The organism is Actinomyces stomatis, from assembly GCF_031292835.1.
Taxonomy (GTDB): domain Bacteria; phylum Actinomycetota; class Actinomycetes; order Actinomycetales; family Actinomycetaceae; genus Actinomyces; species Actinomyces stomatis.
The window spans coordinates 26,263-49,935 of sequence record NZ_JASPEP010000003.1; the positions used below are offsets into that span (position 1 = coordinate 26,263).

Here is a 23,673-nt window from a genome sequence, read left to right on the forward strand (position 1 = left end):
GTGCCTCAGGAAACAGGGGCGGTCCCAGCCGCCCAGTGCGACAATCGCGCCGTGACCACTTCCATGGACTCAGCCGCAATGACCCCGTCCGCCGCTCCGCGATCCGCGGTCGCCCACTCCGCTCCGCCGGCGGCCACCTCGCGGGCCGTCATCGATCTGGAGGCCGTGGCCCACAACGGGCGGCGCCTGGCACAGGTGGCGGGCGTGCCGTGGATGGCCGTGGTCAAGGCCGATGCCTACGGTCACGGGCTGGGGCCGATCGCCGTGACGGCCCTGTCAGCGGGGGCCTCCTGGCTGGGGGTGGCCCAGCTCGCCGAGGCCCTGACCCTGCGCTCCCTTCTGGATGAGGCCGGCGTGAGCCGCCCGACGGGGGAGCCCTCCGCCCAGGCCCCCCGGGTCCTCACCTGGCTCCTGCCCGTTATGGATCCTTCCCGGGCGGCCGCCGAGGACTCGCCCCTGCGCGCCGCCCTGGCGGCCGACCTGGACCTGTCGGTCTCCACCCTGCCCCAGCTCGAGGCCCTGTCGGCGGCGGCCCGGGCGCAGGGGAGGGCGGCGCGTCTCCACCTCAAGGTCGACACCGGCATGTCCCGCGGCGGCGCCGCCCCTGAGGAGCTGCCCGCCCTGGCCGCCGCGCTGAGGCGGGCCGTGGATGAGGGGACGGTCGACGTCGTCGGCCTGTGGTCCCACCTGTCGCGAGCCGACGAGCCCGCCAGCGGATCCACTGAGGAGCACCTGGAGCGATACCAGCAGGCCGAGGAGGTCGTCCGAGCCTCCGGCCTCAACCCGGCCATCCGCCACCTCGCCGCCACCGGAGGGCTCCTGTGGCACCCGCAGGTCCGCATGGACCTGGTGCGCGCCGGGATCGGCCTGTACGGACTGAGCCCCGACCCCTCCGTGGCCACCAGCGCCGAGCTCGGGCTGCGGCCCGCCATGCGTCTGGAGTCCCCTCTGGTGCAGGTCAAGCGCATCGAGGCCGGGCAGGCCGTCTCCTACGGGGGAACCTGGAGCGCCCCCACCGACCGCTGGGTGGGGCTCGTGCCCCTGGGGTACTCCGACGGGATCCCCCGCGCCGCCAGTTCCGCCGGGCCCGTGGGGGTCGGCAGCATCATGACCTCCATCGTGGGGCGGGTGTGCATGGATCAGGCGGTCGTCGACCTCGGCCCGGCCGTGGACGAGACCGGCGCGTCGCTGCCGGCACCGGCCCAGGTCGGAGATATCGCCGTGCTCTGGGGCGCTCCTGAGGTTGCAGACCGGGAGGCCGTCCCCACCGCGGACGAGTGGGCGCAGGTCTGCGGCACCATCAACTACGAGATCGTGACCCGGTTGGGTGCTCGTGTCCCGCGCTGCTACGTCGGGAGCCGCGGCACGGGCGACTACTCTCGACCCTAGACAACAGCAGACGTCGGATATCGCCGGTCCCGCTGGGCCGACCGGTTCCACCAACGGATCCATGCACGGATGAGGAGGGCATATGAGCGCAGCGCCGCACACACCTGAGACGGCCCCCGGGATCACCGTTGCCACCGGCAACGCCGATGAGACCCGGGCACTCGGGGCTCGGCTGGGCCGCCTGCTGCGCGCCGGCGACCTCGTCATGCTCTCCGGTGGGCTGGGGGCCGGTAAGACCACGCTCGCTCAGGGCATCGGCTCGGCCCTGGAGGTGCGTGGCCGGGTCTCCTCGCCCACCTTCATCATCGCCCGTGTGCACCCCTCCTTGTCCGACGGCCCTGACCTCATCCACGTCGACGCCTATCGGATCACCTCCCTGGAGGAGATCGACGCCCTCGACCTGGACTCCTCCCTGGACCGTGCGGTCACCCTGGTCGAGTGGGGTGAGGCGAAGGTGGAGGCCCTGAGCCCCAACCGTCTGGAGATCCAGGTGCTCCGCCCCCACGGAGCCGTCCATGCCGAGCCCCCGCAGGGCGACGACGTCCCCGCCGGTGCCGAGTACGCTGCCGGCTCGGTGACGGGGGAGCCTGTCGTGGACCTCGGCGAGGTCGACGACGGCAATCGGACCATCATCGTGAGCGCCGTCGGTCCGCGCTGGGCCGACGTCGATCTGAGCCCACTGGCCGCAGACGCCTCATCCCAGCCTGGAGTACCGCTGTGAACACTCCCACCACCGTGGCTCCGGTCCGCAACGCCATCCCCATCCGGCCGTCCCGACGCTCCCAGGGCCCCAGAGGCCTCATCCTTCCCGCGCTGGCGGCGACGCTTCTGAGCGTCTGCCTCCTGACCCTGGGGGAGGCCCGGGCCGTTGCCGATACCAGTCCCCACCTCTCGCCGATCACGTCCGCCGGCGGCCTCACGGGTGTCTCAACCGACGCCGAGTCACGTGACGAGGCCAAGGCACTCATGGAGAGCGAGTGCGTCGCGCAGGTGCGTCAGAGCACCGGCGAGCAGGGCGAGATCACGGTGGGTGAGCCGCGGAGCGTCTACACCTGGGCATCCGGATTCCTCAACGGCTCCCAGCCCTCCGCGCAACCCGTCGACACCGGCGACTGGGCCGCGACCGTCTCCGCCGGCGGCAAGCCAGTCGGTCTTCTCGAAGTGGTCCATGACAAGGGGCACGCCACCTGCACCCCAGTGTTCGACGACGACCTGGCCACCGACGTCGACCAGATGGGTGAGGCCCACCTCGTCCACGACCGCAACGCCAACGCCTGGTACTCGCTGCGCGGCACCACGGTGACGGCGATGGGGGAGGCCGCCACCCGGCGCCTGGCCGGCCCCATCGAGCTCCGTGCCTATGGAGAGATCCTGCGTGAACGCGCCGGTTCCAAGCCCAAGACCTCCGCCGGTCAGAGCGAGGAGCGCTCCACCACGGGCGGCTGGGCGATCTGGGGGCCGGTCCTGGCGGTCGTCGTCGTCGGGCTCGTCACCGTCATCATCACGGTCCGTCACGAGCGCAAGGTGACCGCCCCCCCTGCGTCAGGCCCGCAACCGCGCCGACATGGCCGAGCGCGCCGACCGGCGCTGCCGGGACGAGTCCGACACTCAGGGCGCCGCAGTGCGGCGGGGCATCCCCCGCGCTGCCATCGACCTGTCCCTTCTCGGGGACGAGGGCGAGGGTGATGCCGATGCGACCGCCGGCGAGACCCTGGGGGACACGATCCCCGAGAGCCGCATCAACTCACCGCGAGACCCGAGGGCATAGGCTGGTCCGGTGCGAATCCTCTCCATCGACTCCTCCCTGGGGACACAGCTCGCGGTCGTCGACGCCGCTCCCACGGCCGCCGGCGCACGCGCCCTGCAGGTACTGAGCCAGGACGAACAGGCCGATACCCGCCGTCATGCCGAGTCCCTGGGACAGATGCTCTCTCAGGCCCTGTCGGCCCCCGAGGTGGCCGAGCGCCCGCTGGACGCCGTGGTCGCCGCCACCGGTCCAGCCCCCTTCACCGGGCTGCGGGCCGGACTGGTGACGGCCGGGGTCATCGGACGCACCCGGGGCGTCCCCGTTCACGGAGTCTCCAGTCTCGACGCCGTCGCCCGCCGCGCCCTCGACGGACTCGGAGCCCCCGAGGGGCGGAAGGAACCTGTCGTCCTGGTCGCCACCGATGCCCGTAGACGCGAGGTCTATGCGGCACTCTTCCGCGCCAACGGGCCCGACGACGTCACCCGCCTGACCGAGATCAGCGTCTGCCCCCCGGCTCAGGTCGCCGAGCAGACACTGGGGCAGGGCGGCGGAGTCGACACCATCGACGTCGTGGCCGGTTCCGGCGCCGCCCTCTACCCCGAGCTGGCGGAGGCGGTCTCCTGCCCCGAGGCCCTGGCCCCCGTCTCCGGTGACGCCCTGACCCAGGTGCGCATCGCCCTGGCCCGCCTCGAGCGCGGCGAGGAGCTGAGCACGCAGCCGCTCTACCTGCGTCACGCCGACGTGCAGATGCCCGCCGCGCGCAAGCGCGTGCGCTGACCCCGGGGCTGACCACGAAGGCGACTGAGATGCCTGAGGTGAAGGCAAGGGGCCGGGCCCCCGGATTGCGGGAGATGGCAGCGGGGGACCTGGAGACCATCGCCCGCCTCGAGAGCGAGCTGTTCGGGGCCGAGGCCTGGAGCCGCGACCTGCTGGCAGCCGAGCTGAAGGCCTCCCGCGGGCCTCGGGCGGACCGCCGCTACGTCGTCGTCGAGTCCGATGATGCCGATGACGCCGCGGATCATGACGCCGGAGGCGGACTGAATGGGTCGCGGCTCCTGGGCTACGCCGGTCTCTACCACGCCGGCGGCCTGTCCAGCGCGGACCTGTTGACCATCGCCACCGTCCCGTCCGCGCGCGGACGGGGGATCGCCTCCCTCATGCTCAGCGAGCTCATCTCCACCGCCCGAGGGATGAGCTGCCCTGACGTCCTGCTGGAGGTGCGCCAGTCCAACGAGGCCGCCCAGCGGCTCTACGCCAGGCACGGGTTCGTCCCCATCGGCCGGCGCCGTCGCTACTACCAGGCGCCGCCTGAGGACGCCGTGGTCATGCGGTTGACACTGCGCCCGCGCCCGGGGCCGGCAGGGGCAGAGGTCGGTGAGTCGAGCCCGATGTGAGCCTGAGGGGCAGCCTTTCCGGGTTCACGCCATGGTGCCCGACTGGCCGGATTGCGCCGGGATCGAAGAAGCAGATAGGTGCCGTATCGGCCGGAAATAAACACGGTCCGTGGAGAGGGAGCGACGAGTGTCGGCGACTTCACAGATTTGTCTGACGCCCCTGTGACGAAAAGGTGGCTTCGGGTGACGGTCTCAACATATTCCGCGGCGTTGAATGAGGAACTGAGATTCGGAGAGAATCCCATGATTCTGCGGATCGCAGCGCTAACTGTACTGGTAGGGGCCCAGATGGGACCTACGGGACCTCGTGCCCGGCTAGCCTTCTGCTGTGGCCAAAACATCTGCTCCTTCCCTGAAGAGGCGGACCGCCTTCTCCACGACCGTCTTCATGAAGCGCATGATGGCGATCTCGGGACTGGTGTTCCTGTTCTTCGTCCTCTTCCACGCCTACGGCAACCTGCACTACTTCGAGGGTGAGGTCGCCTACGATCACTACGCCGTGTTCCTGCGAGCACTGCTGGTGCCGATCCTGCCTTACGGCGGTGTCCTGTGGATCCTCCGCCTGGCTCTCATGGCCTGCCTCCTGGCTCACGCCGGCAGCGCCTTCCACCTGTGGGTGCGCAACAAGCGGGCCCGCGGTAATGACAAGTACGCCGTCAAGAAGCCCGGCGCCGAGTACTTCGCCTCCCGCTACGCCATGCGCACCATGCGCTGGGGCGGTGTCATCCTCCTGCTGTTCATCATCTGGCACATCCTGCAGTACACCACCCTGTCACTGACGCCGGGAGGGAAGTACGTGCACGGACGGGCCTACCTCAACATGTACTACGGCTTCCAGCTGTGGTGGGTGTGGCTCATCTACGCGGTCGCGCTGGCCGCCCTGTGCCTGCACGTGTGGCACGGCGTGTGGTCCGCCCTGCAGACGCTGGGTGCGGTGCGAGGAAACACCATCCCCTTCATCCGACTGATCGCCTTCGTGCTGGCCTTCGCGCTGTTCGCCGCCTTCATGGCTGTTCCGACGGCGATCCTCTTCGGCTATGTCGATGCCCCCATGGCCACTGGCGACTACTACCCGCAGTTCTGTGACGCGATCGGCTCCTCCGCCGAGCACTTCGCCGAGTGTGCTGCGGCGACCCACTGAGAGTGAACGACTATGACTGAACTCATCGACGGCCTGTACTACGAGGGCGAGAAGATCGCCGACACCAAGGCCCCCCACTCCGTCCCGATCGACAGGCGCTGGGAGCAGCGCAAGTTCGAGGCCAAGCTGGTCAACCCCGCCAACCGCCGCAAGCTGGACATCATCGTCGTCGGCTCCGGCCTGGCGGGCGGCGCCGCGGCCGCCTCCCTGGGCGAGCAGGGCTACAACGTCAAGGTCTTCTTCTACCAGGACTCTGCCCGCCGGGCGCACTCCATCGCCGCCCAGGGCGGTATCAACGCCGCGAAGAACTACCGCAACGATGGAGACTCCACCTACCGGCTCTTCTACGACACGGTCAAGGGCGGTGACTACCGCGCCCGTGAGGACAACGTCTACCGCCTGGCGGAGGTCTCGGCCAACATCATCGACCAGTGCGTGGCCCAGGGTGTCCCCTTCGCCCGTGAGTACGGCGGCCTGCTGGACAACCGCTCCTTCGGTGGTGTGCAGGTCTCCCGTACCTTCTACGCCCGCGGCCAGACCGGCCAGCAGCTCCTCATCGGCGCCTACCAGGCCCTCGAGCGCCAGGTACACGCCGGCACGGTCAAGGAGTTCCGCCGCCACGAGATGGTCGAGCTCATCATCGTCGACGGCCGTGCCCGCGGCATCGTCACCCGCGACATGGTCTCCGGGAAGATCGAGACCCACCTGGCCGACGCCGTCGTGCTGGCCAGCGGCGGCTACGGCAACGTGTTCTTCCTGTCCACCAACGCGATGGGATGCAACGCCACCGCCATCTGGCGCGCGCACCGCAAGGGCGCCTACTTCGCCAACCCCTGCTACACGCAGATCCACCCCACCTGCATCCCGCAGTCCGGTGACTTCCAGTCCAAGCTCACCCTCATGAGTGAGTCCCTGCGCAACGACGGACGCATCTGGGTGCCCAAGAAGGCCGAGGACTGCGACAAGGACCCGCGCGACATCCCCGAGGAGGCGCGAGACTACTACCTCGAGCGCATCTACCCGGCCTTCGGGAACCTCGTGCCGCGTGACATCGCCTCCCGCCAGGCCAAGAACATGTGCGACGAGGGGCGCGGCGTGGGACCGGCCATCAAGGAGCGTGACGCCAACGGCAACGAGCGGATGATGCGTCGCGGCGTCTACCTGGACTTCTCCGAGGCCATCGACCGCCTGGGCAAGGACGCCGTCTCCGCCCGTTACGGCAACCTGTTCGAGATGTACCAGCGCATCACCGGGGACGACCCCTACGAGGTCCCCATGCGCATCTACCCCGCCGTGCACTACACGATGGGTGGCCTGTGGGTGGACTACGACCTGGAGTCCAACGTCCCGGGCCTCTACATCGCCGGAGAGGCCAACTTCTCCGACCACGGCGCCAACCGCCTGGGCGCCTCCGCCCTCATGCAGGGGCTGGCCGATGGCTACTTCGTCCTGCCCGACACCATGAACGACTACCTGGCGGACATGCTGCGCCTGGGCAAGGTCGACCCCAACGCCCCGGAGATCGCCGAGGCCCAACGCTCCGTCGAGGAGCGCGTCGCCCGCCTCATGGCCCTGCGCGGCACCCGAAGCGTGGACGACTTCCACATGGCCCTGGGCCGCATCATGTGGGAGTACTGCGGAATGGAACGGCGCGATGCCGGACTGCGCGACGCCATCGAGCAGATCCGGGCCCTCAAGGAGGAGTTCTGGCGCGACGCCCGTATCACGGGCCAGGCCGACGAGCTCAACCAGGCCCTGGAGAAGGCCGGACGACTGCTGGACTTCTTCGAGCTGGCCGAGCTCATGTGCATCGACGCCCTGCACCGGCGTGAGTCCTGCGGTGGCCACTTCCGGGCGGAGTCCCAGACTCCCGAGGGTGAGGCCCTGCGGCACGATGACGAGTTCCTCTACGTCGCCGCCTGGGAGTGGGGCGGGGAGAACCAGCCGCCGATCCTCCACAAGGAGGACCTCGTCTACAAGGACATCGAGCTCAAGCAGCGGAGTTACAAGTGAACATCAAGCTCAAGATCTGGCGCCAGAAGAACAAGGACTCGAAGGGCCACTTCGAGGAGTACGCCATGAGCGGGATCGAGGAGCACATGAGCTTCCTCGAGGTCCTCGACCTGCTCAACGAGCAGCTCTTCGCCGAGGGCAAGGAGCCGGTGGCCTTCGACTCCGACTGCCGCGAGGGCATCTGCGGTCAGTGCGGTGTGGTCATCAACGGGCAGGCCCACGGGCCCATCCGCTCGACCACCTGCCAGCTGCACATGCGCCACCTGGCGGAGGACCCCTCCTTCAAGGACGGCTCCACCATCACGATCGAACCGTGGCGCTCCACCGGCTTCCCGGTGCTGCGTGACCTCATCGTGGACCGCTCCGCCCTGGACCGCATCGTCCAGGCCGGTGGCTACATCTCGGTCAACACCGGTGGGGCCCCGGAGGCCCACTCGGTGCCCGTGCAGAAGGAGAAGGCCGACGCAGCCTTCGAGGCTGCCGCCTGCATCGGCTGCGGCGCCTGCGTGGCGGCCTGCCCCAACGCCTCGGCCATGCTGTTCACCGGTGCGAAGATCTCGCACCTGGGCCTGCTGCCGCAGGGCCAGCCCGAGCGCCTCGCTCGCGTGGTGAGCATGCTCAACCAGCACGACGACGAGGGCTTCGGCGGCTGCACGAACATCGGAGAGTGTGCGGCCGTGTGCCCCAAGTCGGTTCCGCTCGAGGTCATCTCGCGCCTCAACCGGGATCTCGGCCACGCTGTGTGGAAGGGTCAGCACGCCCACTGACCTCCCTGCCTCACTCAATACCGAGCCGGGTACTTCTCGCGGCCCCAACAGTATTTCTGTCGGGCAGCGCGAGAAGTACCCGGCTCGGTGCTAGTGGACGGTGAAGGTGATCCCGGCGAAGTCCGCGATCCGGGGGACATTCGAGTCGGCCTCGGGAACACCGTCGCCCACAAGAAGGACCTGTGCACCGGCGCGCCGGGCGGCGGTGTAGCCGGAGGCGGCATCCTCCAGCACCAGGCAGGAGGAGATCGGTACGTCCAGGAGCTCGGCGGCCTTGAGGTAGGGGGCAGGATCGGGCTTTCCTCGGTCGATGTCGTCGGCGGAGACGACCACAGGGGGAATGGGGACACCGGCCTCCTCCATGCGCGCCCGCATGAGCTCGATCGGCGCGGAGGTCACCAGGGCCAGTGGAATGCCGGCGTCGATCAAGGCAGTCATGAAAGCTGCGGCGCCGAGAATCTCCGTCATCCGTCCAGTGGTGAGCACGATCTCCTCACGAGCGAAGCGCTTGTGGATGGCATCCTGCTCCTCGGCTGTCAGCTCCGGCAGGAACCGACGGATCGTGTCGAGGCCGGTGCGGCCGGGGGAGTAGGCCATGATCTCATCGAAGCGCTCACTCATGCCGTAATCGCGGGCGAAGGAGTCCCACATCGACTCCACGACCGCCGAGGAGTCCATCAGGGTGCCATCCACGTGCACATGTCTGCGCCGTCATGTCTAGCTGGAGGCCTCGACGAACTCTCCGTTCTTCAGAGCGTACTCCTTGCAGTGCTGGGCACTGTTCTTGGGATATTCGGTGCAAAGACTGACTCTGGAGACGCTGGGGTACTTCTTGATCGTTGACAGGAGAGAGTCCGTGGTGTCCTGGCTGGGGCCATCGGGGTTGTCGGGGCCAAGGCCTCCGACGAGCGCCCGGAATCCCTCTTTCTCGTCCGAGATGAGAGTATTGGCAGTGATGACGATCCTGGGTTCCTTCACCTCGGGAATGGGGAGGTTGACGATGTCTGAGATCAACGAGGTGGGTAGCGTCTCCGTTGTTTCCTCTCTGCTCGTGCTGGTGCGGATGGACCAGTCGCCGATCGTAAAACTGTCCTCCGCGCTGAGGTATTGACCATCCTTGGCCTGGATGGGATGAGTGGATATATCAGACGGAATTGAGTTCTGGGTGCCGCGATCGATTGTCAGGGACTCGTATTCCTGGGTGATTTTTTCGGCGGTCCCGCCCGAATGCTCTGCTGCTGTCTCCATGAAGGCGCAGGCTTTTTCCAGGGCTTGTTCCTGGTCGTTGGAGCTAGAAGAATCCTTCTCTTCGCTGAGGTCGATGGGGACTTTTGTGAATGCAAGGACGGTGTTGTGGTACTTCCAGGTGAGCTCAATATATGCCATACCCGCCTTGATCTTGTCATGGCCGGGAAGCTCGGTGGCTACCCGGTTCAGAAAGGCGCAGGCCTGGTCCGGCTCCGTGTCCTCGGAGAGCGTCGTCGTAGCGATGGCGTGGCACCCGGTCTCGGCGTACGTCTCGCAGGAGGTCTTGACCTTCTCAACACCGTCCTGCTTCAAGAGCCAGGAGCGGATGACGCTTCCTCCGCCGTCGGAGCACGCAGTCAGCGGGAGAACTGCTAGGGCCGCAGTCGCGACGGCCATGAAGTGCCTGGCCATCGGCCGCCGGTTCCACGTGCGCAGGGTGCGCCTCGAGTGGCCGTGCTGACGGGGAGGAACGTACTGCCTGAGCCTGTTCATGACAGGAGCGTAAGGGGGGATGCAGATGTCAGACAGGGGTGTTGATCCCCATCGCGGGCTCAGTGGAACCGTGCCGTGGCGGCTCGGTGGGCGTCAGTGAGCATCAGTGGGCAGCTGTTCTGCCTCCATCTCCGAGGCGATAGGCTGGGCTGGTGAGCGATCCCCTCATTCTCGGTATCGAGTCCACCTGCGACGAGACCGGCGTAGCCATTGTGCGTGGCCGCGAGCTCCTCGCCGACGTCACCGCCACCTCCATGGACCAGTACGCGCGCTTCGGCGGCATCATTCCCGAGATCGCCTCACGCGCCCACCTGGAGTCCTTCCTGCCGACCCTCGATGCCGCGCTGGAGAAGTCCGGTGTCGATCTGGGCGAGGTCGATGCCGTCGCCGTGTGCGCCGGCCCCGGACTCATCGGCTCCCTGACCGTTGGCATCTCCGCCGCCAAGGCGCTGGCCGCGAGCCTGAACCGGCCGATCTACGGCGTCAACCACGTCATCGGCCACCTGGCGGTCGATGAGCTGGTCGACGGCCCCCTGCCGGAGCGCTTCGTCGGACTCATCGTCTCCGGCGGCCACTCGAACCTCCTGAGCATCCGGGACGTCGCCACCGACGTCGTCGAGCTCGGTGGCACTCTCGACGACGCCGCCGGCGAGGCCTTCGACAAGGTCGGCCGGCTCCTCGGCCTGCCTTACCCCGGCGGCCCGCACGTGGACCGGCTCTCTCAGGAGGGTGACCGCAGCGCCATCCGCTTCCCTCGAGGTCTGGCCGCGGGCAAGGACAAGGAGCGCCACCGCTACGACTTCTCCTTCTCCGGCCTCAAGACCGCTGTGGCCCGCTACGTCGAGTCCCTGGAGGACTCCGGCCAGGAGGTGCCCACTGCCGACGTCTGCGCCGCGTTCTCGGAGGCCGTCAATGACTCCCTGACGGCCAAGGCGGTCCAGGCCTGCCTGGACACCGGCTGCGACACGCTTGTCGTTGGGGGCGGCTACTCGGCCAACTCCCGCCTTCGGTTCCTGGCCGCCGAGCGCTGCGAGGAGGCCGGCATCACCCTGCGCCTGCCGCCACTGCGTTTCTGCACCGACAACGGCGCCCAGATCGCCGCCCTGGGGTCAGCGGCCGTGCGAGCCGGCGTCGCCCCCAGCCCCATGGACTTCGCTCCGGACTCGGGAATGCCGCTGGACGTCAGCGTCGCTCACTGAGGCTTGCTGCCCTCCGGCATCCGTCGCGCTCGGGGCAAGACCCGCGGCCACTCCCCGGATAATGATCTCGATCTTGCGGTCTAGCCCGCCTCGGTCCAGCCAGCTCTCGTTGGGTGTCAGCGCTTCGGGCAGGGCCGGTGCCTTGCTGTCCGTCGCGAACCGACTCGCCTCCTCCAGCCCCGTGGCGCCACCCCTCCCGGCGTCCGAGGCGCTCTGTCCTGGTTCGTGTCCCAGGAATGGCGCAGGCAGCTCGGGGCGACCGGCGGGGGAGCGCATGACCTCGATCTGTGCGTGCGTGGAGATGACGGTGTCGCCGACGAAGTCCAGGACCACCCCGGCCTCCTCGGCCTCCAGGCCGCCGTCGACCAGAACCTGACATGCCTGGGCCACCCGAGTGGCGAAGAGCTGATGGGCCCACGGCACGCCCATGATGACTCCGGCCAGTCCGGGATAGCGCTCCAGCATCCCCCAGATGGCCTCGGCGTGCGCCCTGACCGCATCGGGCCAGCGCCTCCCGGCCGCTGGGACATCGACCTCGGCGGCGATCCTCTCCAGGCAGGCGGCCAGCAGGTCCTCGCGCGAGGAGATCGTGCGGTACAGCCCGGAGACCGCCACGCCCAGCCGCTTGGCCACCGCCGTGAGCGTGAAGTCCGCGATGCCGATCTCGAGCGCGGCGTCGACGACGTCATCGCGTGAGAAACCGGGTCTCGGTCCGGTCGGTCGGCCCAGTCGTGCAGGTGGTGTCATGGCAGCACCGTAGTGGTCCTTGAGAGCGGTTGCTCGAGGTTCAGCAGCAAGAGTAAGGTGGTCCTTATCGAGTTCTGAAAGCCATTCAGAATTAGGTCGACGGAAGGTTGGGACACCGGATGAGCACGCAGACACAACCGTCGGCTCCGGAAGCCTCGCCTCACTCATCGCCGGCGTCCCCACCGGCGGCGCCCTCGGTCGGCGCTGCAGCGCCTGACGAGGCAGGTGAACAGGACTCGCAGAGCAATGCTCAGCGTTCGCGCGAGGGACAGGCCGCCATCGCCCGGCTCGGTGCCCCCGTGCGCACCCGCCTGCGAATCGGTCAGATCCTCGTGCTGCTCTCCGCGGTCCTGGCGGTGGCGCCCTACGTCGCACTGGTCCAGCTCGGCGACATCCTGCTGCGCGCCCACCGGGCAGGCCTGAGCCCGAACCCCCAGCAGGTATCAGGCGCGGTCATGGTGCTCGTGAGCGCCTACTCCGCCCGCCTGCTGCTGTACTTCCTGGCGCTGCTCATCACCCACCTGGCCGACCTGTCCCTGCGCGACCGCCTGCGCCGCGACATCGTCGAGCGCATCTCTCGCGCCCCGCTGTCCTGGTTCACCGCCTCCACCTCCGGGCACCTGCGCAAGGCCGTTCAGGACGACACGACCCTCGTCCACACCGTCATCGCCCACGGCCCCGTCGAGCGACTCAACGCCATCGTCACTCCGCTGGCCCTGCTGGGGTGCGCCTTCTGGATCGACTGGCGCCTGGCCCTGCTGGCCGTCTCCACACTCGTCCTCTACGTGCTCACCTACTCGGTGTCCATGCGCGGGATGAACGAGAAGACCGTGGAGATGGACCGCAAGCTGGCCGCCATCTCCTCCACCATGGTCGAGTTCGTCTCCGGGATCGGCGTGGTCAAGGCCTTCGGCCGCGTCGGACGCGCCCACTCGGCCTACCTCGCCGCCGCGGACGAGTTCTCCGCCTTCTACCGCGCCTGGGCGATGCCCCTGGTCACCGTCACCTGCCTGGCCTTCACCTGGGTCTCCATCCCCGTGCTGCTCCTGGTCAATCTCGGTGGCGGGGCGCTGCTCATCCACGCCGGGGCCGTCACCCTGCCCCAGGTCCTGGCCACGACCCTCGTCGCCCTGGTCCTTCCCGCCGCCCTCATCACCATCGCCTCGATCTCCTGGTCCTACCAGCTGGCCGGAGCGGCGGCCCTGCGGCTGTGCGAGGTCCTCGATACCCCCGTCCTGCCCGCCACTGACCGGCCCGGGCGACCCCAGGCGACGCGCGTTGAGATCGACCATGTCTCCTTCTCCTACGGGGACGTCCTCGCCGTCGACGACGCCTCCCTGACCCTGGAACCGGGAACCGTGACCGCGCTGCTCGGTCCCTCCGGCTCGGGCAAGTCGACACTGGCCACTCTCATCGCCCGCTTCGCCGACCCCGATGCCGGTGCCATACGCATCGGCGGGGTGGACTTGCGGGACATGGATGAGACCACCCTGTACTCCACCGTCTCCTTCGTTCTCCAGGACGCCCAGCTGCTCGCCACCACCGTGCGGGAGAACATAGCCCTCGGGCGCCCCGAGGCCGACCTGCAGCAGGTGCGCGCCGCCGCCCGTGTGGCCCGTATCCACGACGACATCATGGCGCTGCCGGAGGGCTACGACACCGTCCTGGGGCAGGACACGTCACTGTCCGGCGGGCAGGAGCAACGCATCGCCATCGCCCGCGCCATCCTGCTGGACACCCCCGTCATCGTGCTCGACGAGGCCACTGCCATGGCCGACCCCGAGTCCGAGGCCGAGATCCAGCAGGCACTGAGCACCCTGGTCAAGGATCGCACCGTCCTGGTCATCGCCCACCGGCCGGCCGCCGTGCGCGGCGCCGACCGCATCGTCGTCATGGAAGGCGGGCGTGTCGCCGCCGTCGGCACCCACCGGGACCTGGTGGACGAGCCCCACTACCGGGCACTGCTGCGCCAGGCCGGCGAGCTCGAGGACGCCACGGGGGCGGACGGTAACGACGCGACCGGGGCGGGCATCCCCGTACCCGTCGACGACGGAGCCGATAGTGAGGACCTTGCGGCGTCCTGGACCGGCGATCGGGGCGAGCGGTCAGGGCCCGCGCTCCCGGTCCCGTCCTCTCCCACCGGGTCCTCCAGGCCGGTGGGCTCCCTGCTGTCTCGCTTCCGCCGGCTCATGACCGACTCCTCCTGGAAGCAGACCCGAGGGTGCCTCATCCTGGCGGGAGCCAACGGTTTCCTGGTGGGGCTCGCGCTTCTGGCGCTGCTGCCAGCCTCGGTCGCTCTGGCGACCGGTGCCCCCCGGTGGGGGCTGTCCTTCGGTGGTTGGCTCATCGTGTTGGCCGTTGTCGGCATCGGCGCGGCCGTCTCCGACTTCCTGGGACGGCGCAGGGGCATGTCAGGCGCGCTGGGCTTCATGCACGACGTCCACCACGCGGTGGGCGACCGGATCGCGCGCCTGCCTCTGCGCTGGTTCACCGCCGACTCCGCCGGCACCCTGTCGCGGGCCGTGAGCCAGGAAATGGTAGCACTGGGGGAGTCCGCCGCCCACTTCATGTACACGCTCGCCTCCACGACAGCCGCATGCGTGGTCATCGGGGTCGGCTCCTGGGCCTGGGACTGGCGCCTGGGACTTCTGCTGACGGCGGCCGCACCCCTGTTCGCCGGACTCGTGCGCCTCTCGCGCCGTCTGCTGGACCGGGGCAAGTCCATCTCCGAGCCCGCCGAGCGTGAGCTCGCCGCCCGCATCGTCGAGTTCGCCCGCTGTCAGGGGGCCCTGCGCTCCTGCCGGGCCGCCTCCGGCTACAGCCGCCTCACAGCCGCCTTCGACGCCGGAGCCCGCGCCTCCAGACGCGCCCTGTGGTGGGAGTCCGCCGGCAACCTTGTCAACGGTGCGCTGAGCCAGATCATCGTCGTCACCATGATCGTCCTGGCCTCCGCACTGGCCGCCTCCGGCGCCATGGAGACGCTGGCGTCCATCGCCGTCATCGGCATGTGCCTGCGCTTCACCACTATGCTCGACGACATCGGGGCCTCCGTGATGGGCATGGAGGAGCGGCGCCAGATGATGAACCACCTCGACGCCGTCATGGACGCCGAGCTCATGACCGAGCCGCAGGACCCCATTGCGTTGGCCGAGCCCGGGACCGTCGAGCTCGACGACGTCGTCTTCGGCTACCGCGCCGATGCTCCCGTCCTGTCCGGAGTATCGATGAGTGTGCCCGCGCGCACCATGTGCGCGATCGTGGGTCCCTCCGGCAGCGGCAAGACGACCATCGCCCGCCTCGTCGCCCGTTTCTGGGACGTGGGCTCGGGAGCCGTGAGAGTCGGCGGCGCCGACGTGCGTGACATGCCGACCGCCCAGCTCATGGAGCAGCTCTCCATGGTCTTCCAGGACGTCTACCTCTTCGACGACACCCTGGCCGCCAACATCCGCATCGGCGACCCCGCGGCCGACGACGCCCAGGTGCGGTGGGCCGCGGGGCTCGCCGGCGTCACGGAGATCGTCGACCGTCTGCCCCACGGTTGGGACACGCGCGTGGGAGAGGGCGGACGAGCCCTGTCCGGCGGTGAGCGCCAGCGCGTCTCCATCGCCCGCGCCCTGCTCAAGCGCGCACCGATCGTCCTGCTCGATGAGGCCACCAGTGCGCTGGACGCTGAGAACGAGGCCAACATCGTCGCCGCGATGCAGGAGCTGCGACGCGCCTCGACCCTCATCGTCATCGCCCACAAGCTCGAGACGATCGCCGCCGCCGACCAGGTCGTCGTCCTCGACGACGCCGGGCACGTCGCCCAGCACGGGCACCACGATGAGCTCGTGTCCCTCGAGGGGCCCTACCGCAGCTTCTGGGAGCAGCGCACCCGGGCGCGCGGTTGGTCCCTCGTCTAGAGGAGAAACACGCGGGAGGGGCGGGTCAGGATTTGGCCGCCAGCGAGAGCACCTCGGTGGGGCGCAGGGGCCTGCCTGCACGGGCCTCTGCCAGCAGCAGCCTGACGGCCGCCTCCCTCTGCCCGTCGTAGGCTCTGACCGCGGCGATCTGACGCTGGTAGGAGGCCCCCGACTCCAACGTGGCGCGCACGGATTCCAGCTCGGCGGCGCAGCCGAGGTCCTCGGCGACGGGAGCGAGCTCGGTGAGCATCCGCTCAACGGTGTCACCCACGAGCTCCTCCTCGCCGTCTGAGTTGACGATGAGGATCGCGTCCATGCCGTAACGGGCCGAGCGCCACTTGTTCTCGGCGACGTACCAGTCCGGCATCGCATCGAGCTCCTCGCCCCGGTCCAGGGTGCGGGAGAAGGACTCCACGAGGCACTGGGTCAGCGCCGCGATCCCGGCCAGCTCGGTCAGGTTCGTGGCGGCATCGCAGGCCCGCACCTCGATAGTCCCCAGTCGAGGGGAGGGGCGCACATCCCAACGGATCTCGGTGAAGTCCTCGATGACGCCGGTGTGGACCAGGTCCCCGGTGTAGCTCTCCAGCTGCTCCCAGGTGCTGAACTGCTCGGGTGCACCGGCGGTGGGCAGCTGCTGGAACATCATGGCCCGGTTGTCCGCATAGCCCGTGTCCGCCCCCGCCCAGAAGGGTGAGGAGGCGCTCAGGCACTGCAGATGGGCGGTGCGCGTGAGCAGGGCCTTGAGGATCGGAAGGACCTTGGCCCGGTCCTCGACGCCGACGTGCACGTGGGTGCCGAAGATGAGCATCTGGTGGCCCCACAGCCGGGTGCGGTCCACCAGGCGGGCGTAGCGCTCGGCGTTGGTCACCTTCTGCACCAACGGGTCCGCGAAGGGATGGGTTCCGGCTGAGGCCAGATCCACGCGCAGCGGGTCGGTGACCGGAAGGACGCGGTCGAAGGCGAGAGCGATGTCCTCCATGCACTCGGCCACGGTCCTACGTGCCCCGGAGACCAGCTCGATGGTGTTGAGCATCATCTCGCCATGCACGTGCGGGTCCGGGCCCACCTTTTGGAGGATCTCCTCGGCGCACTGGCGCAGGTCGAGACTGTCTCGGTCGATGAGCGCCAGCTCCCACTCCACCCCCAGCGTGGAGCGGGCCGAGCTGGCGAAGGGGAGGGACTGGGGGCGGCGGGCCGGCGGCAGCTGAGCGTCGGCGGACGCGGCGCTCGGGCTCGTCATGTCAGTCGTGTCCTGCATGTCCTGGTCTCCTCGGTTCCTCAGGTCCCTCGTGGGCGCTGACGGGGATGGTCTCTCGTCGCTGGAAGGGGTCTGTCACGTCGGCGAGTGCGCCGATGAGGCGCCGGCGATCGGTTCGACGACGAGAACGGCGCCCTTCGCCTTGTCTCCCACCCGGGTCAGGATCCAGGTCTCCGACTCCTGACCGCTGAGCCTCAGCGAGGCGCGCAGCGCGTCGGGGGAGACATCGACTCCGCGCTTGAGGATCTCCAGGCGTCCGATACCGAGCTCGCGGCCACGGGCCCGCAGGGCCTTGAGCCGTAGCGGCAGGACCTCGGTGAGCCGGAAGGAGCGCACGAAGGGGGCGGTCGACTCATCGGGGAGACGCTCTCCCGTGAGGTAGCCGATCCGGGGCCCCACAGGCCTGGCGTCCAGGGTCTCACAGAGGTGGGCGACGAGTCCGGCGCGCACGGCGGCGCCGTCGGGAACGTGGATAATGCTGCCCAGGTCGTCGGGCGAGCCGATCGGGTCGACCTGGACCGGCGGCTGCGAGGGATCGGTGGTGCTGGGATCGACCAACGTGCAGGCGCTCGCACCATCCGTCCCTGAGCGCAGGATCAGGGCGGAGCGCCCGGGCCCCTCCGGTGCCAACGGTCCGCACCAGATGGCCGCCTCGACGACGTCGCCGTCCACGCTCACCCACTGGGCGTGGGCATCCGCCGGCAGCGCGGCGTGGTCGATGCCGGGAGCGGCCTTGACGCCGAGGGCGGGCACGGACTCACGCAGCGCGAGTACCTGCGACAGGGCCGGTGACCACTGCTCCGGGTCGGTGATGCGCCGCCCGTCGGCGCGGCGGGCGGGGTCGGCGAAGACGGCGTCGACCCCGCGCTCGACCAGGTCGATCTCCAGGGCGTCGGCGCACTCGACGCTCGCGTGGGGGAAGGGCATGAGGTTGATGGTGGCCAGAGCGGCCGCGGCCTCATCGCGGTCGACGGCGAGCACTGGCAGGTCGAGCCCGGCCAGGGCGACGGCGTCGCCACCGATCCCGCAGCCCAGGTCCGCGACCTTCGACACGCCCGCGGCCGCGTAACGGGCTGCATGATGAGCCGCGACCGCCAGCCGGGTGGCCTGCTCCAGGCCGTCGGCGGTGAAGAGCATCTGCTGGGCGAAGGGCCCGAACTTCGCCGCGGCCCGCTCGCGCAGGCGCTGCTGCGTCAGTGCGGCCGCCACCAGGGCAGGGGAGTGGCCCTCCTCGCGCAGGGAGCGTCCCAGGGACAGGGCCTCGGACGGGTCGTAGGGGGGCAGGGAGGACAGAAGCTCCCAGCCCTCGGGGGTCAGAAGGAGCGCGACGTGGTTCTCAGCCATCACCCCGAATCATTCCATGGAGAACCTGCCAGTGGGCGTGATGTTCACTGGGTGGAGCGGGAAGGGTCTGAGAGGGGCGGAGGGATTCTGTCGGGCAGCCGGGTGGGTAGGGTTGTGGGTCGAGGTCCTGTACGCCTACGGGGCCGGGTAGCGCTGGACGGGAAGGTGGGCGGGTGCCTGATGACTGAGGAGGAGCCTCGACTCTCCGCCCCTCACGGGGGCGACGCCGTCACAGAGCACAAGGATGACGAGGTGAACGCATCGCAGAGTCCTGGCGCTGCGGTCCGTCCCCGGGTGCTTGTGCGACGACTGGTGCGGATCTCGCTGGCAGTCATGGGTGCTGCGGCCCTTCTGACAGCCGGGGCCAGTGTCTGGGCATGGACCGTCAGCGCCGGGCATATCGAGATCACCGGTGGGAGCGACGGTGACGGTGAGGCCGCCAGGGCGCCGGTGGCGATCGTCCTGGGAGCGGCCGTTCACGCCGACGGGCAGCCCTCTCCCTGGCTGGCCCACCGCCTCGACGCCGCCGCCGACCTCTACACCGGCGGTCGCGTCGAGGCGATCCTGGTCTCCGGGGACAACCGGCGTGCCGGCTATGACGAACCCACTGTCATGCGCAGGTACCTCGTCTCCAAAGGGATCCCCGATCAGGCGATCGCCGTGGACTACGCGGGCTTCGACACTTACGACACCTGCGTGCGGGCGCGCAGGATCTTCGGGATCGAGCGGGCGCTGCTCGTGACCCAGGACTTCCATGAGCCGCGCGCGGTCGCCATCTGCCGTTCGGTCGGCGTCGACGTCGACGGTGTCGGAGACTCGCGGGCCCGCAGCGACCGCATCGGGTGGACGGTCAGCTGGATACGCGAGCGCCCGGCGGCGATCAAGGCCGTCATCGATGTCGTCTCCCGACGAGACCCGACTCTGGGGCGCCGAGAGACGAGCGTCGGGGAGGCCATCGTCTGGACCCGGGAGCACCGACGCTGACGAGGGCTGACGCCCATGGCGAAACCACCGCCACGTTTTGGCACTCGCGTTGACTGAGTGCTAACGCCGTCGTAGATTCTCCGTCAGGCGCAGCGGGGTGCTCGCCCGGTCCTGGGACGCAGGCGGGCACCTTCTGCGACTCGCACTCCTGCATCGTGCCGGACCGACCCCCGCGACGGCGGTCGGGCACGCCTGGGGAGGGCGAACAAGCCGTTCTACTGCACGTTGAAGAGAAGGAGGAGGTCTCCGATGTCGATCTCCATCAAGCCGCTCGAGGACCGCATCGTCGTTCAGACCGCTGAGGCCGAGCAGACCACCGCATCCGGCCTGGTCATCCCCGACACCGCCAAGGAGAAGCCCCAGGAGGGCAAGGTCGTGGCCGTGGGCCCGGGCCGCGTCGATGACTCCGGCAACCGCGTGCCCGTTGACGTCGCCGAGGGTGACGTCGTCATCTACTCCAAGTACGGGGGCACCGAGGTCAGCTACGCCGGTGAGGACTACCTCATCCTGTCGGCGCGCGACGTCCTGGCGGTCGTCACCAAGTGACCCGTTGAGGTCGTGTGCGTCGCCCGGCGCCACGGCACGCTGAAAGGGGAGGCACTCCAGAGTGCCTCCCCTTTCAGTATGCGCGCGCAGTACCTGCTGCATGTGTGCGCCGTGTCCGGACGATTGTCTGGATGTTGAGTTGGGAACGTCCGTGCTGTCGATTCCCTGACACAGGGCGGAGCGTCAGGCCGGTTCGTTGGCGAAACGGCGTGCCTGCTGCTCGTAGTAAGCGCGCCGCTCCTCCTCGCTCATGCCTCCCCAGACGCCATAGGGCTCGCGAGTGCTCAGGGCGTGGTCCCGGCACTCCTCCAGGACGGGGCAGTCCTGACAAATGGCCTTTGCTCGTTCGTCCCGTCGTCGACGGGAACCGCCTCTCTCTCCTTCGGGATGGAAGAAAACCGAGGAGTCCATGCCGAGGCAGGCCCCCCGGTACTGCCACTCCCAGAGGGTGGAGATCGGGCCGGGCAGACGTGATGAGTCGTGCATTGTCTCCCTCCCCTCCTTTGGGTATGGCGGTCGGGCACACCGAACTTGATGCGCTATACCTAACGATAAGATCGCGCGGTGCGTTAATCAAGAAGAATCATTCTATCTCACAATGAAATTTTCTCCAGATTTGCTGAGTGAACGCATTCCGGCTGTCTGAAAACGTGCGCCAGAATATGACGCTCGAATAGCAGAAACGTTTTGTGAATGATGTATGCATGAAGAGCATCTTTTTTCTGAAACGTTCCGCATTCATTGTCGCTTTATTTTGGGGCGCGCGTCACCTTGCCGCGATGGTCTCGCCGTCCGGCCGGGTGCTGTGTCGGGTGTCGGGTCGGCCGCTCGGCCTCACCCCTCCGGACGCTTCAGTGCCGGACGGCTCGATGGCACGAGTGGGCCGGTGGTGCGGACAGGCCGGTACCGGCGGATATGCACAGGGCGGTCAGGTCGTCCTACGATGTTCCCGTGAGCGACTCGATCACCAGCCCTGACGTCTTTGCCCCCACCGGACTCACTTACGACGACGTGCTCCTGCTGCCCAGGCTGACCGACGTCATCCCCTCCGAGGTCGATACGACCTCCAGACTGACCCCGAGGATCGGCCTGGCCACCCCGCTGCTCTCGGCCGCGATGGACACGGTCACCGAGTCGGACATGGCTATTGCCATGGCTCGTCAGGGTGGTATTGGCATCCTCCACCGAAACCTGTCCATCGAGGACCAGGCTCAGCAGGTGCGACGCGTCAAGCGCTCGGAGTCCGGAATGGTCACCGACCCGGTGACCGTTGGCCCGGACGCCACCATCGCCCAGCTCGACGAGCTCTGCGGCCACTACAAGGTCTCCGGCCTTCCTGTCGTCGACGCGGGAGGCAACCTTCAGGGGATCATCACCAACCGCGATCTGCGCTTCGTCCCCCCGGAGCGCTGGGCGAGCCTGACCGTGCGCGAGTGCATGACGCCGCGTGATCGCCTCATCACCGGCGCGACCGGCATCTCCCGGGAGGACGCCAAGGCGCTCCTGGCTGAGCACCGCATCGAGAAGCTGCCCCTCGTCGATGCCGAGGGGCGCCTCACCGGTCTCATCACCGTCAAGGACTTCGTCAAGACCGAGCAGTACCCCCACGCCACCAAGGACGCCGAGGGGCGTCTCGTAGTGGGGGCCGCCATCGGCTACTGGGGAGACACGTGGGAGCGCGCCGGGGCCCTGGCCGACGCCGGCGTGGACGTCCTCATCGTCGACACCGCCAACGGCGGCGCCAAGCTGGCGCTGGAGATGATCTCGCGCCTCAAGTCCGATTCCGCCTTCCAGGGCATCGAGGTCATCGGCGGCAACGTCGCCACCCGTGAGGGCGCCCAGGCACTCATCGACGCCGGTGCCGACGCCGTCAAGGTGGGAGTGGGACCGGGGTCCATCTGCACCACGCGCGTCGTCGCAGGCGTGGGGGTGCCCCAGGTGACGGCCATCTACGAGGCCGCCCGCGCCTGTAAGCCCGCCGGGGTCCCCCTCATCGCCGACGGTGGTCTGCAGTACTCCGGTGACATCGCCAAGGCCCTGGTGGCCGGTGCGGAGACGGTCATGCTCGGCTCCCTGCTGGCAGGCTGCACGGAGTCGCCCGGTGACCTCGTCTTCGTCAACGGCAAGCAGTGGAAGCGCTACCGCGGCATGGGCTCGCTGGGCGCCATGAGCTCGCGTGGACGCACCTCCTACTCCAAGGACCGCTACTTCCAGGCCGATGTCTCCTCCGACTCCAAGATCGTCCCCGAGGGCATCGAGGGACAGGTCCCCTACTCCGGAGCACTGGGCGACGTCGTCTACCAGCTCATGGGCGGGCTGCACCAGTCCATGTTCTACGTGGGTGCGCGCACGATCCCCGAGCTCAAGGAGCGCGGGCAGTTCGTGCGGATCACGAGTGCCGGCCTCAAGGAGTCCCACCCCCACGACGTCAAGATGACCGTCGAGGCCCCCAACTACACCGGGCGAGACGGGGCCTGAGGCGCCAGCAGCCCCAGCTGTCCCGACAGACTCAGCACGCACTGCCGCGCGGGGAGCCGGCCGGAGTGATCCGGCCGGCTCCCCGCGTTGAACGCCCCTCGCCGGTTGTGCGGCGGGTGAGTTCGGAGGGACTCAGTACGTGGGGGAGTCCGGCAGGGGCCAAGCGGTCTGGGCCGGCGTCCGTGAAGGATTCTGGCGCGCCAGCCACTTGTTGAAGGACTCCGCCCAGGTGCGGTGGGCTCGGGCCTGGAAGGCCACGAGCTCACCGGGGTCGAGCTCCAGGATCTGCGGGTGGACCCCGGCCAGGGCCTCGAGCACATCGAGAGTGGCGGCCACATCCACCTCCGCGGTGTGCAGGGCCTCGTCGACGCGCACGCCGTAGACCTCGCAGAGGTCCCCCAGGCGGCGCTTGCCCCGGCGGTAGCGATCCACGGCCCGGTCCAGGACCAGCGGGTCGGCGATGGGCCCCAGCTCGCGGCCGAGGCGCGAGCGCATCGTGGGCAGTCCGTGGCGAGCGAGCTCGGCCTCCATGAGAGTCAGGTCGTAGGAGGCGTTGAAGGCGACAACCGGGGTGCCGGCCGTCATCGCAGCCACCAGATGCTCACTGACCTCCGCCAGCACCTCGGTCACCGGCCGCCCCTCGGTTCGTGCCCTCTCGGTGGTCACACCGTGGACCGCGGAGGCGGCCTCGGGGATCTCCACGCCGGGATCAGCGAGCCACGTGGTCACGGACTGCGGCCGGTCTCCATCGGCCTGGGGCGCCGCCCGCCAGACCAGCGCCGCCGTGACCAGGCGGTCCCCGGAGGGATCCACTCCGGTGGTCTCGGTGTCGAATCCGAGCAGGGGACCGAAGGGCCAGGCGGAAGGGCCGGTGGCGGCGTCGTCGGGCACGGAGGAGGAGTGCGGGGTGCTCATGGGGACAGCATGCCACCGGGCTACGACATCAATACGCCAGCACCAGTGCGCCTCGGCCGGCGTCCGGTGCCCCCGTGCGCGTGGCCGCCCCGCCGGTCGGTCCGGTCGA

Annotated in this window: 20 protein-coding genes; 13 read left to right on the forward strand and 7 right to left on the reverse strand. The window is 68.9% G+C overall.

Annotation, left to right across the window (positions count from 1 at the left end):
* Positions 1-78 precede the first annotated feature (78 nt).
* The 8 genes from alr to RIV12_RS02695 all read left to right on the forward strand — a co-directional run bounded on the left by alr (position 79) and on the right by RIV12_RS02695 (position 8,451).
* Positions 79-1,389, forward strand: coding sequence for an alanine racemase (gene alr, locus RIV12_RS02660; protein ID WP_075417338.1), 1,311 nt, complete (start codon positions 79-81; stop codon positions 1,387-1,389).
* A gap of 82 nt (positions 1,390-1,471) precedes the next feature.
* A complete protein-coding gene (gene tsaE, locus RIV12_RS02665; RefSeq protein ID WP_309322005.1) occupies positions 1,472-2,110 on the forward strand; it encodes a tRNA (adenosine(37)-N6)-threonylcarbamoyltransferase complex ATPase subunit type 1 TsaE in 639 nt (212 codons plus the stop codon).
* Positions 2,107-3,075, forward strand: coding sequence for a hypothetical protein (locus RIV12_RS02670; protein ID WP_309322006.1), 969 nt, complete (start codon positions 2,107-2,109; stop codon positions 3,073-3,075). Before tsaE ends, RIV12_RS02670 begins: the two co-directional genes overlap by 4 nt.
* A 91-nt stretch (positions 3,076-3,166) precedes the next feature.
* A complete protein-coding gene (gene tsaB / locus RIV12_RS02675) occupies positions 3,167-3,913 on the forward strand; it encodes a tRNA (adenosine(37)-N6)-threonylcarbamoyltransferase complex dimerization subunit type 1 TsaB (protein ID WP_309322007.1) in 747 nt (248 codons plus the stop codon).
* A gap of 29 nt (positions 3,914-3,942) precedes the next feature.
* Positions 3,943-4,530, forward strand: a complete 588-nt coding sequence (locus RIV12_RS02680) for a GNAT family N-acetyltransferase (protein ID WP_309322008.1) — start codon at positions 3,943-3,945, stop codon at positions 4,528-4,530.
* Between the two features lie 388 nt (positions 4,531-4,918).
* Complete coding sequence (locus RIV12_RS02685) at positions 4,919-5,671, forward strand: succinate dehydrogenase cytochrome b subunit (protein ID WP_178388817.1); 753 nt, start codon at positions 4,919-4,921, stop codon at positions 5,669-5,671.
* A 12-nt stretch (positions 5,672-5,683) separates the two neighbouring features.
* Positions 5,684-7,684, forward strand: coding sequence for a fumarate reductase/succinate dehydrogenase flavoprotein subunit (locus tag RIV12_RS02690; protein ID WP_075417332.1), 2,001 nt, complete (start codon positions 5,684-5,686; stop codon positions 7,682-7,684).
* A complete protein-coding gene (locus RIV12_RS02695; RefSeq protein ID WP_075417331.1) occupies positions 7,681-8,451 on the forward strand; it encodes a succinate dehydrogenase/fumarate reductase iron-sulfur subunit in 771 nt (256 codons plus the stop codon). Before RIV12_RS02690 ends, RIV12_RS02695 begins: the two co-directional genes overlap by 4 nt.
* A gap of 90 nt (positions 8,452-8,541) precedes the next feature.
* On the opposite strand, the gene RIV12_RS02700 is transcribed toward RIV12_RS02695, so the two are convergent.
* Positions 8,542-9,144, reverse strand: a complete 603-nt coding sequence (locus RIV12_RS02700; protein ID WP_309322009.1) for an HAD-IA family hydrolase — start codon at positions 9,142-9,144, stop codon at positions 8,542-8,544.
* A gap of 24 nt (positions 9,145-9,168) precedes the next feature.
* The gene (locus RIV12_RS02705) at positions 9,169-10,191 is read right to left on the reverse strand and encodes a hypothetical protein (RefSeq protein WP_309322010.1); all 1,023 of its coding nucleotides are present in this window, start codon (positions 10,189-10,191) and stop codon (positions 9,169-9,171) included.
* Positions 10,192-10,343: 152 nt separating this feature from the next.
* Here RIV12_RS02705 and tsaD point away from each other — a divergent pair, with 152 nt between their 5' ends.
* The gene (gene tsaD / locus RIV12_RS02710) at positions 10,344-11,390 is read left to right on the forward strand and encodes a tRNA (adenosine(37)-N6)-threonylcarbamoyltransferase complex transferase subunit TsaD (protein WP_309322011.1); all 1,047 of its coding nucleotides are present in this window, start codon (positions 10,344-10,346) and stop codon (positions 11,388-11,390) included.
* Here tsaD and RIV12_RS02715 read toward each other — a convergent pair.
* Positions 11,301-12,137, reverse strand: a complete 837-nt coding sequence (locus RIV12_RS02715) for a TetR/AcrR family transcriptional regulator (RefSeq protein ID WP_309322012.1) — start codon at positions 12,135-12,137, stop codon at positions 11,301-11,303. The genes tsaD and RIV12_RS02715 overlap by 90 nt on opposite strands.
* Positions 12,138-12,256: 119 nt before the next feature.
* On the opposite strand from RIV12_RS02715, the gene RIV12_RS02720 reads away from it, so the two are divergent.
* Entirely contained in the window at positions 12,257-16,039 is a 3,783-nt protein-coding gene (locus RIV12_RS02720; RefSeq protein ID WP_309322013.1) for an ABC transporter ATP-binding protein, read from the forward strand.
* Positions 16,040-16,064: 25 nt separating this feature from the next.
* Here the strand turns inward: RIV12_RS02720 and RIV12_RS02725 are convergent, their stop codons facing one another.
* Together RIV12_RS02725 and RIV12_RS02730 are read right to left on the reverse strand one after the other, a co-directional pair.
* Positions 16,065-17,297, reverse strand: a complete 1,233-nt coding sequence (locus RIV12_RS02725) for a glutamate--cysteine ligase (RefSeq protein ID WP_178388810.1) — start codon at positions 17,295-17,297, stop codon at positions 16,065-16,067.
* A 75-nt stretch (positions 17,298-17,372) separates the two neighbouring features.
* A complete protein-coding gene (locus tag RIV12_RS02730; protein WP_309322014.1) occupies positions 17,373-18,641 on the reverse strand; it encodes a class I SAM-dependent methyltransferase in 1,269 nt (422 codons plus the stop codon).
* 333 nt (positions 18,642-18,974) lie between these two features.
* Between RIV12_RS02730 and RIV12_RS02735 the strand changes: the two genes are divergently transcribed.
* Positions 18,975-19,625 (forward strand): SanA/YdcF family protein, encoded by a 651-nt coding sequence (locus RIV12_RS02735; protein ID WP_428978909.1) that lies wholly within the window; start codon positions 18,975-18,977, stop codon positions 19,623-19,625.
* Positions 19,626-19,874: 249 nt separating this feature from the next.
* The gene (groES, locus tag RIV12_RS02740) at positions 19,875-20,171 is read left to right on the forward strand and encodes a co-chaperone GroES (protein ID WP_070661353.1); all 297 of its coding nucleotides are present in this window, start codon (positions 19,875-19,877) and stop codon (positions 20,169-20,171) included.
* 183 nt (positions 20,172-20,354) lie between these two features.
* Here groES and RIV12_RS02745 read toward each other — a convergent pair whose 3' ends face one another.
* Positions 20,355-20,657 carry a WhiB family transcriptional regulator gene (locus RIV12_RS02745; RefSeq protein ID WP_009403699.1) on the reverse strand — a complete coding sequence of 101 codons (303 nt, stop codon included), beginning with the start codon at positions 20,655-20,657 and terminating at the stop codon, positions 20,355-20,357.
* Between the two features lie 429 nt (positions 20,658-21,086).
* Here RIV12_RS02745 and guaB point away from each other — a divergent pair, with 429 nt between their 5' ends.
* Positions 21,087-22,649, forward strand: coding sequence for an IMP dehydrogenase (gene guaB, locus RIV12_RS02750; RefSeq protein WP_309322015.1), 1,563 nt, complete (start codon positions 21,087-21,089; stop codon positions 22,647-22,649).
* A 132-nt stretch (positions 22,650-22,781) separates the two neighbouring features.
* Here the strand turns inward: guaB and RIV12_RS02755 are convergent, their stop codons facing one another.
* A complete protein-coding gene (locus RIV12_RS02755; protein ID WP_309322016.1) occupies positions 22,782-23,564 on the reverse strand; it encodes an exonuclease domain-containing protein in 783 nt (260 codons plus the stop codon).
* Positions 23,565-23,673: the final 109 nt, after the last annotated feature.

Bases quoted from the DNA above. Each gene is read 5' to 3' on its own strand.
- groES (WP_070661353.1), top strand. From the start codon at position 19,875: ATGTCGATCTCCATCAAGCCGCTCGAGGACCGCATCGTCGTTCAGACC.
- RIV12_RS02705 (WP_309322010.1), bottom strand. From the start codon at position 10,191: ATGAACAGGCTCAGGCAGTACGTTCCTCCCCGTCAGCACGGCCACTCG.
- alr (WP_075417338.1), top strand. From the start codon at position 79: ATGACCCCGTCCGCCGCTCCGCGATCCGCGGTCGCCCACTCCGCTCCG.
- RIV12_RS02730 (WP_309322014.1), bottom strand. From the start codon at position 18,641: ATGGCTGAGAACCACGTCGCGCTCCTTCTGACCCCCGAGGGCTGGGAG.
- RIV12_RS02725 (WP_178388810.1), bottom strand. From the start codon at position 17,297: ATGCAGGACACGACTGACATGACGAGCCCGAGCGCCGCGTCCGCCGAC.
- RIV12_RS02755 (WP_309322016.1), bottom strand. From the start codon at position 23,564: ATGAGCACCCCGCACTCCTCCTCCGTGCCCGACGACGCCGCCACCGGC.
- RIV12_RS02745 (WP_009403699.1), bottom strand. From the start codon at position 20,657: ATGCACGACTCATCACGTCTGCCCGGCCCGATCTCCACCCTCTGGGAG.
- RIV12_RS02715 (WP_309322012.1), bottom strand. From the start codon at position 12,137: ATGACACCACCTGCACGACTGGGCCGACCGACCGGACCGAGACCCGGT.
- RIV12_RS02680 (WP_309322008.1), top strand. From the start codon at position 3,943: ATGCCTGAGGTGAAGGCAAGGGGCCGGGCCCCCGGATTGCGGGAGATG.
- RIV12_RS02685 (WP_178388817.1), top strand. From the start codon at position 4,919: ATGAAGCGCATGATGGCGATCTCGGGACTGGTGTTCCTGTTCTTCGTC.
- RIV12_RS02720 (WP_309322013.1), top strand. From the start codon at position 12,257: ATGAGCACGCAGACACAACCGTCGGCTCCGGAAGCCTCGCCTCACTCA.
- guaB (WP_309322015.1), top strand. From the start codon at position 21,087: ATGCACAGGGCGGTCAGGTCGTCCTACGATGTTCCCGTGAGCGACTCG.
- tsaE (WP_309322005.1), top strand. From the start codon at position 1,472: ATGAGCGCAGCGCCGCACACACCTGAGACGGCCCCCGGGATCACCGTT.
- RIV12_RS02690 (WP_075417332.1), top strand. From the start codon at position 5,684: ATGACTGAACTCATCGACGGCCTGTACTACGAGGGCGAGAAGATCGCC.
- RIV12_RS02735 (WP_428978909.1), top strand. From the start codon at position 18,975: ATGGGTGCTGCGGCCCTTCTGACAGCCGGGGCCAGTGTCTGGGCATGG.